Below are 6,332 nucleotides of genomic sequence, written 5' to 3'. Positions count from 1 at the left end.
GGGGTGGGGGGTCTGTTGGGTTTGTGGGGGGGGGGGGGGGGGGGGGGTGTGTGGGGGTGTTGGGGGGGGGGGGGGGGGGGGGGGGGGGGGGGGCCCCCCCCCCCCTCCGGCGTGCCCGGCCGTGCCAGAGTTCCCCCATGACCCAGATACCCAAGGGGGCCAACGTCCCGGTGCCCCCGCAGGACCTCCATGTCGCGGTCAGCTGGCGCACCGGGCACGGGGTGCCCGACGTGGACGTGTCCGCGCTGCTCCTCGGGGCCGGGGAACGGGTGCGGGGCGATGACGACCTGGTCTTCTACAACCACGCCGAGCATCCCTCGGGGGCGGTGCGGCACCTGGGGAAGTCGGCGCCGGGCGCGCCCGGCAGCCCGGCCGCGGACTGGCTGTGGCTGGACCTCGCGCGCGTGGAGCCCGATGTGGGGCGCCTGGTGATCGCCGCCTCCGCCGACGGCGGCTCCTTCGGGCAGGTGCCGGGGCTCGACGTGCGGGTCACGGACGGGGCCGGGACCCCGGTGGCGTACTGCGCCATCGGCGACGCGACGACGGAGACGGCCTTCGTCTTCGGGGAGTTCTACCGGCGGGACGGCGGCTGGCGGTTCCGCGCGGTCGGTCAGGGGTACGCCTCGGGGCTCGCCGGGCTCGCGACGGACTTCGGCATCGTGGTGGAGTCCCCGCCGCCGCCGATCCCGGGCCCCGGCTACGTGCCCCCGCCGCCGCCCCCGGCGCCCGCCGCCCCGCCCGTGCCGGTGGCCGATCCGTACGGCGGGGATTTCCGGCCCTCCGTGTACCAGGGGCGCGGCAAGGAGACCGTGCACTGCGATCCGGGTCTGCCGGCGGGGCACTGGGTGCTCCTGGAGATCGAGTCGTACCACTCGCTGTCCACGACGATCGAGTCCTGCGACGCGTACGGGCGGGCCGAGGACTTCCTGCTCACGGCGTACGAGGACGACGTACGCGCGCGTACGGTCGCCCTGGTGCCGCGCGCCCGCCCGCTGACGCTGCGGGTGGAGGCCGACGCGCCGTGGACGCTGCGGGTGCTGCCGCTGACCCACGCCCGCCGTTTCGACAGTCACATCGAGGGGATCGCCCACGATCTGGTGATCTACGAGGGACCGCCCGGGGTCCTCGACTTCCTGCACCACGGGGAGTCCAACGTCACCGTCCACCAGCACACCCCGCCGCTGGACCCGCTCTACGACGACGAGGAGCAGGACCTGCTGGTCAACGAGATCGGCGAGGTCCGGGTGAGCGCCCCGGTGCCGGGCCCGGGGCTGCTGCGGATCAGTGGTGACGGGCCGTGGAAATGTTCGGTGCGCCGCTGACCTGGCCCGTGGAAGGATGGCCCAAACGTCACGAAACCGAGGAGTTGCCGGGTGCCTGGGACCAACCTGACCCGTGAAGAGGCTCAGCAGCGGGCGGCGCTGCTGACCGTGGACGCGTACGAGGTCGACCTCGACCTCACCGGTGCGCAGGAGGGCGGCACCTACCGGTCCGTCACCACCGTCCGCTTCGATTCCGCCGAGGCCGGCGCCGAGACCTTCATCGACCTCGTCGCCCCCGCCGTCCACGAGGTCGTCCTGAACGGCCGCACGCTCGACGTCGCCGCCGTCTTCCGCGACTCGCGGATCGCGCTGGCCGGTCTGGCCGCGGGCCGCAACGAGCTGAAGGTCGTCGCCGACTGCGCGTACACCAACACCGGTGAGGGCCTGCACCGCTTCGTCGACCCGGTCGACGACCAGGCCTACCTCTACACCCAGTTCGAGGTGCCGGACGCGCGCCGCGTCTTCGCCTCCTTCGAGCAGCCCGACCTCAAGGCGACCTTCCAGTTCACCGTGAAGGCCCCGAGCGGCTGGTCGGTGATCTCGAACTCGCCGACGCCGAAGCCCGAGAACGACGTGTGGGTCTTCGAGCCGACCCCGCGCATCTCCACGTACATCACGGCCCTCATCGTCGGCCCGTACCACTCGGTGCACTCGACGTACGAGAAGGACGGGCAGGTCGTCCCGCTGGGCATCTACTGCCGTCCCTCGCTGGCCGAGTTCCTCGACGCGGACCACATCTTCGACGTGACCCGCCAGGGCTTCGACTGGTTCCAGGAGAAGTTCGCGTACGACTACCCGTTCGCCAAGTACGACCAGCTGTTCGTGCCGGAGTTCAACGCGGGCGCGATGGAGAACGCGGGCGCGGTCACCATCCGCGACCAGTACGTCTTCCGCTCGAAGGTGACGGACGCGGCGTACGAGCGGCGCGCCGAGACCATCCTGCACGAGCTCGCCCACATGTGGTTCGGCGACCTCGTCACCATGGAGTGGTGGAACGACCTGTGGCTGAACGAGTCGTTCGCCACCTACACCTCGGTCGCCTGCCAGGCCTCGGTCGCGGGCACCCGCTGGCCGAACGCCTGGACCACCTTCGCCAACGCGGAGAAGACCTGGGCCTACCGCCAGGACCAGCTGCCGTCGACGCACCCGATCATGGCCGAGATCAACGACCTGGAGGACGTGCTCGTCAACTTCGACGGCATCACGTACGCCAAGGGCGCCTCGGTCCTCAAGCAGCTCGTGGCGTACGTCGGCCAGGACGAGTTCTTCAAGGGCGTCCAGGCGTACTTCCAGGCGCACGCCTTCGGGAACACCCGCCTGTCCGACCTCCTCGGCGCGCTGGAGGAGACCTCCGGCCGTGACCTGAAGACCTGGTCGAAGGCGTGGCTGGAGACGGCCGGCATCAACGTCCTCCGCCCGGAGGTCGCGACCGACGAGAACGGCGTCATCACCTCCTTCGCCGTCCGCCAGGAGGCCCCGGCGCTGCCCGCCGGCGCGAAGGGCGAGGCCGTGCTGCGCCCGCACCGCATCGCGATCGGCTTCTACGACCTGGACGAGGCCGGCAAGCTGGTCCGCACCGACCGCCTCGAACTGGACATCGCGGCCGCCGAGCTGACCCCGGTCGCGGAGCTCGTGGGCAAGACCCGTCCGGCGGTCGTCCTCCTCAACGACGACGACCTGTCGTACGCGAAGGTCCGCCTCGACGAGGTGTCCCTGAAGAACGTCACCGCGCACCTCGGCGACTTCGCCGAGTCCCTGCCGCGCGCCCTGTGCTGGGCCTCGGCCTGGGACATGACCCGCGACGGCGAGCTCGCCACCCGCGACTACCTGGACCTGGTGCTCTCGGGCATCGCCAAGGAGTCCGACATCGGTGTGGTGCAGTCGCTCCAGGGCCAGGTGAAGGCGGCCCTCGACCTGTACGCGGCGCCGGAGTGGCGCGCGACCGGTCTCGCGCGCTGGGGCGCGTTCGCCCAGGAGCAGCTGCGCGCGGCCGAGGGCGGCAGCGACCACCAGCTGGCGTGGGCGCGGGCGTTCGCGGCGACGGCCCGTGAGGACGCGGAGCTCGACGTGCTCGCCGCGCTGCTCGACGGCTCCGAGGTCATCGAGGGCCTGGCCGTCGACGCCGAGCTGCGCTGGGCGTTCGTGCAGCGCCTCGCGGCCACCGGCCGCTTCGAGGAGGCGGAGATCGCCGCCGAGCTGGAGCGCGACCGTACGGCGGCGGGCGAGCGGCACGCGGCGACCGCGCGCGCGGCCCGTCCGACGGAGGCGGCGAAGGCGGAGGCCTGGGCCTCGGTCGTCGAGGACGACAAGCTGGCGAACGCCGTGCAGGAGGCCGTCATCGCCGGCTTCGTCCAGGCCGACCAGCGCGAGCTGCTCGCCCCGTACACCGCGAAGTACTTCGCGTCGATCAAGCACGTCTCGGAGACCCGCAGCCACGAGATGATCCAGCAGATCGTGGTCGGCCTCTACCCGACGATCCAGGTCTCGCAGGAGACCCTGGACGCGACGGACGCGTGGATCGCCGAGCACGCCCCCGTCCCGGCGCTGCGCCGTCTGGTGACGGAGTCCCGCGCGGGCGTCGAGCGCGCCCTGAAGGCGCGGGCGGCGGACGCGGCTGCCGCGAAGTAGTCCGTACCGGTTGAACGGAGAAGGGGCGCCCTCCCCCACGGGGGCGCCCCTTCTCCGTGCTTGGAGCCCGCCCGGCGGGCGGGCGTCGGCGCGCGGCCGCACCGCCGGGCGGAAGTCCGGGTACTAGCCGCCGAGGCGGGCGTACCGGGCGCGCAGGTCGGCCGCGCCCTGCTCCGTCAGCGTCCCGTGGAGCCGCATGCGGGCGACGCCGCCGTCGGGGAAGGCGTCGAGGCGGACGTGGGTGACGACGGCCTGCGCGGGGAGCTTGAAGCGGTGCAGGGTGTCGGGCTGGAGGCGGGTGCGCGGGATGATCTCGAACCACTCGCCCGCCTCGCCGTTGCGGCCCTGGAGGGCGATCCAGCCGGCGGAGTTGCCCTTGAGGTAGGCGGTGTCGATCTCGACGGCACGGACGGCGCCCTGGGCGACGAGCTTGAAGCGGACCCAGTCGTGGGTGTCGCGGACCCGGCGGCGGCGGTTCTCCCAGCCGTCGTCCATCTTGCGGGAGGTGCCGGGCAGGATGATCTGGGTCGGCGAGGAGTAGAACCTGTCCGAGGCGTCCTCGTACGAGCCGCCGTTGAGGACGGCGATCAGGTCGAGGGTGCCGAGGAGCTCCAGCCACTCGGGGTCGGGCACGACCTCGCCGTGGACGCGGAGCCGGGCGACGCCGCCGTCGGGGTGCTGGCAGAGCCGTACGTGGGTGAAGCGGCGCTCGGCGGTGATCTCGAAGCCGTTGGCGGCGTGGCCGCGGACGGGGGTCGGCGGGACGAGCTCCTCCCACTTCGCTTCGAGCAGCTCTGCGGGGCTGGGCGAGCCCTCGACGGCGGTGGCCTGGATGCTCACCTTCTGCGGGTAGTTGCCGCGGAAGTGGGCGGTGTCGACGATGATCCCGCGGATCACGCCGGGGGCGCCGAGGCGGACGATCGCCCAGTCGTGGTCCTCGGGGGCGGGGAAGACGTTCTCGGCGTCGGCGCCACGGCGGCGGCGGGTCTCCCAGCCGTCCATGATCTTGCCCTTGTGGCCGAAGTGCTCCGGGTCGAAGACGGCGCGCTCGCGGACGAGGAGGTTCTCCCGCTCGGCGAAGAACTCGTCGTTGGCCGCGACGACTCCGGCGCCCAGGCGGCGGTCGGCGAGGTCGACCAGCTCGGTGAAGGGGAAGTCACCGGTGCGGTAGTCGGCGTACGGGTCGCCACCGGAGTAGGGGGCGGCGTCGTTGGCGTGCGGGTCCTGGTCCTGGCTCGTCTCGAAGGTCATGCCCCGACTGTGCGCCTCGGGGACCCGACCGGTCTATCGAATGTTTTCGACGATGCTGTTCAGTTCTGCTGAAAGATTGCAGGGACAGTCCTGCGGACGCTCGCGGGGTCAGCTCTGCCGGACGGTCTCGCGGGGTCAGTTCTGCCGGACGGTCTCGCGGGGTCAGCTCTGCCGGACGGTCTCGCGGGGTCAGTTCTGCTGGACGGTCTCGCGGGCCGCCGCCGCCTGCCGGAGCGCGGCGAGCACCCGGGCGACCGCCGGGCCCTCCTCCGCCCCGCTGCGGACCGCCGCGACGACATGGCGGCGCGGCTGGTCGGCGGAGAGGACCCGCATGACGACCCCGCTCCCGCCGCCCCGGCGGTCCGCGGAGGCCATCCGGGGGACGAGCGCGATGCCCAGGCCGGCCTCGACCATGGCGAGGATCGCGGTCCAGCCGGAGGCGCTGTGGGCCTGTTCGGGCACGAAACCGGCGGCCTCGCAGGCGGCGATGGTGATCTCGGACCAGGGGCCCGAGCCGCCGAAGATCCAGGGCTCGGCGGCGAGGTCGGCGAGCCGCAGGCCGGGCGCGTCGGCGAGCGGGTGGCCGGCGGGCAGGGCGACGTCGAGGGGGTCGGCGAGCAGCGGCGTCCTGCTGTACTTGGGGTCGCGCGCGGAGGGCGCGTGGGCGGCGAGCGAGAGCGCGAGGTCGACCTCGCCGGCCGTGAGCAGCTCGTACGCCTCCGCCGCCTCCGCCTCCCGGATGCGGACGTCGAGCCCGGGGTGGGCGGTCCGCAGCTGCCGTACGGCGGGCACGAGGAGCGCGGGCACGGAGGTCGAGAAGGCCGCGACCCGCACCTGTCCCGCCTCGCCCCGCAGATAGCCGTCGAGTTCGGCGTCGGCGCGCTCCAGCTGGGCGAAGACCACCTCGGCGTGGCGCAGCACGAGGTGGGCGGCGTCGGTGAGGCGGACCCGGCGCCCCTGGGCCTCCAGGAGCCGCACCCCGAGCTGCTTGGCGAGGTTGGTGAGCTGCTGCGAGACGGCCGAGGGGGTCATGAGCAGCGCCTCCGCGGTCGCGGTGACGGTGCCGCGGTCGCGGAGGGTGCGGAGGATCTGGAGCTTCTTGATGTCCCACTCGGTCATGGGGCGCAACAT

General features: G+C 72.9%; 4 protein-coding genes. 2 read left to right on the top strand and 2 right to left on the bottom strand.

Annotation, left to right across the window (positions count from 1 at the left end):
• Positions 1-137 precede the first annotated feature (137 nt).
• Positions 138-1,322 carry a TerD family protein gene (locus ACFYUS_RS11175; RefSeq protein WP_388848564.1) on the top strand — a complete coding sequence of 395 codons (1,185 nt, stop codon included), beginning with the start codon at positions 138-140 and terminating at the stop codon, positions 1,320-1,322.
• A 51-nt stretch (positions 1,323-1,373) separates the two neighbouring features.
• Complete coding sequence (gene pepN, locus ACFYUS_RS11170; RefSeq protein WP_388848561.1) at positions 1,374-3,950, top strand: aminopeptidase N; 2,577 nt, start codon at positions 1,374-1,376, stop codon at positions 3,948-3,950.
• A 123-nt stretch (positions 3,951-4,073) separates the two neighbouring features.
• Here the strand turns inward: pepN and alc are convergent, their stop codons facing one another.
• Positions 4,074-5,201 carry an allantoicase gene (alc, locus tag ACFYUS_RS11165; protein WP_388848557.1) on the bottom strand — a complete coding sequence of 376 codons (1,128 nt, stop codon included), beginning with the start codon at positions 5,199-5,201 and terminating at the stop codon, positions 4,074-4,076.
• Between the two features lie 189 nt (positions 5,202-5,390).
• Positions 5,391-6,320 carry a LysR family transcriptional regulator gene (locus ACFYUS_RS11160; protein ID WP_388848553.1) on the bottom strand — a complete coding sequence of 310 codons (930 nt, stop codon included), beginning with the start codon at positions 6,318-6,320 and terminating at the stop codon, positions 5,391-5,393.
• Between the last annotated feature and the right edge of the window lie 12 nt (positions 6,321-6,332).

This window comes from Streptomyces sp. NPDC004284 (assembly GCF_042874035.1).
GTDB lineage: Bacteria > Actinomycetota > Actinomycetes > Streptomycetales > Streptomycetaceae > Streptomyces.
The sequence above is the reverse complement of the archived record's forward strand: the minus strand, read 5'-3'. Positions and strand labels throughout refer to the sequence as shown.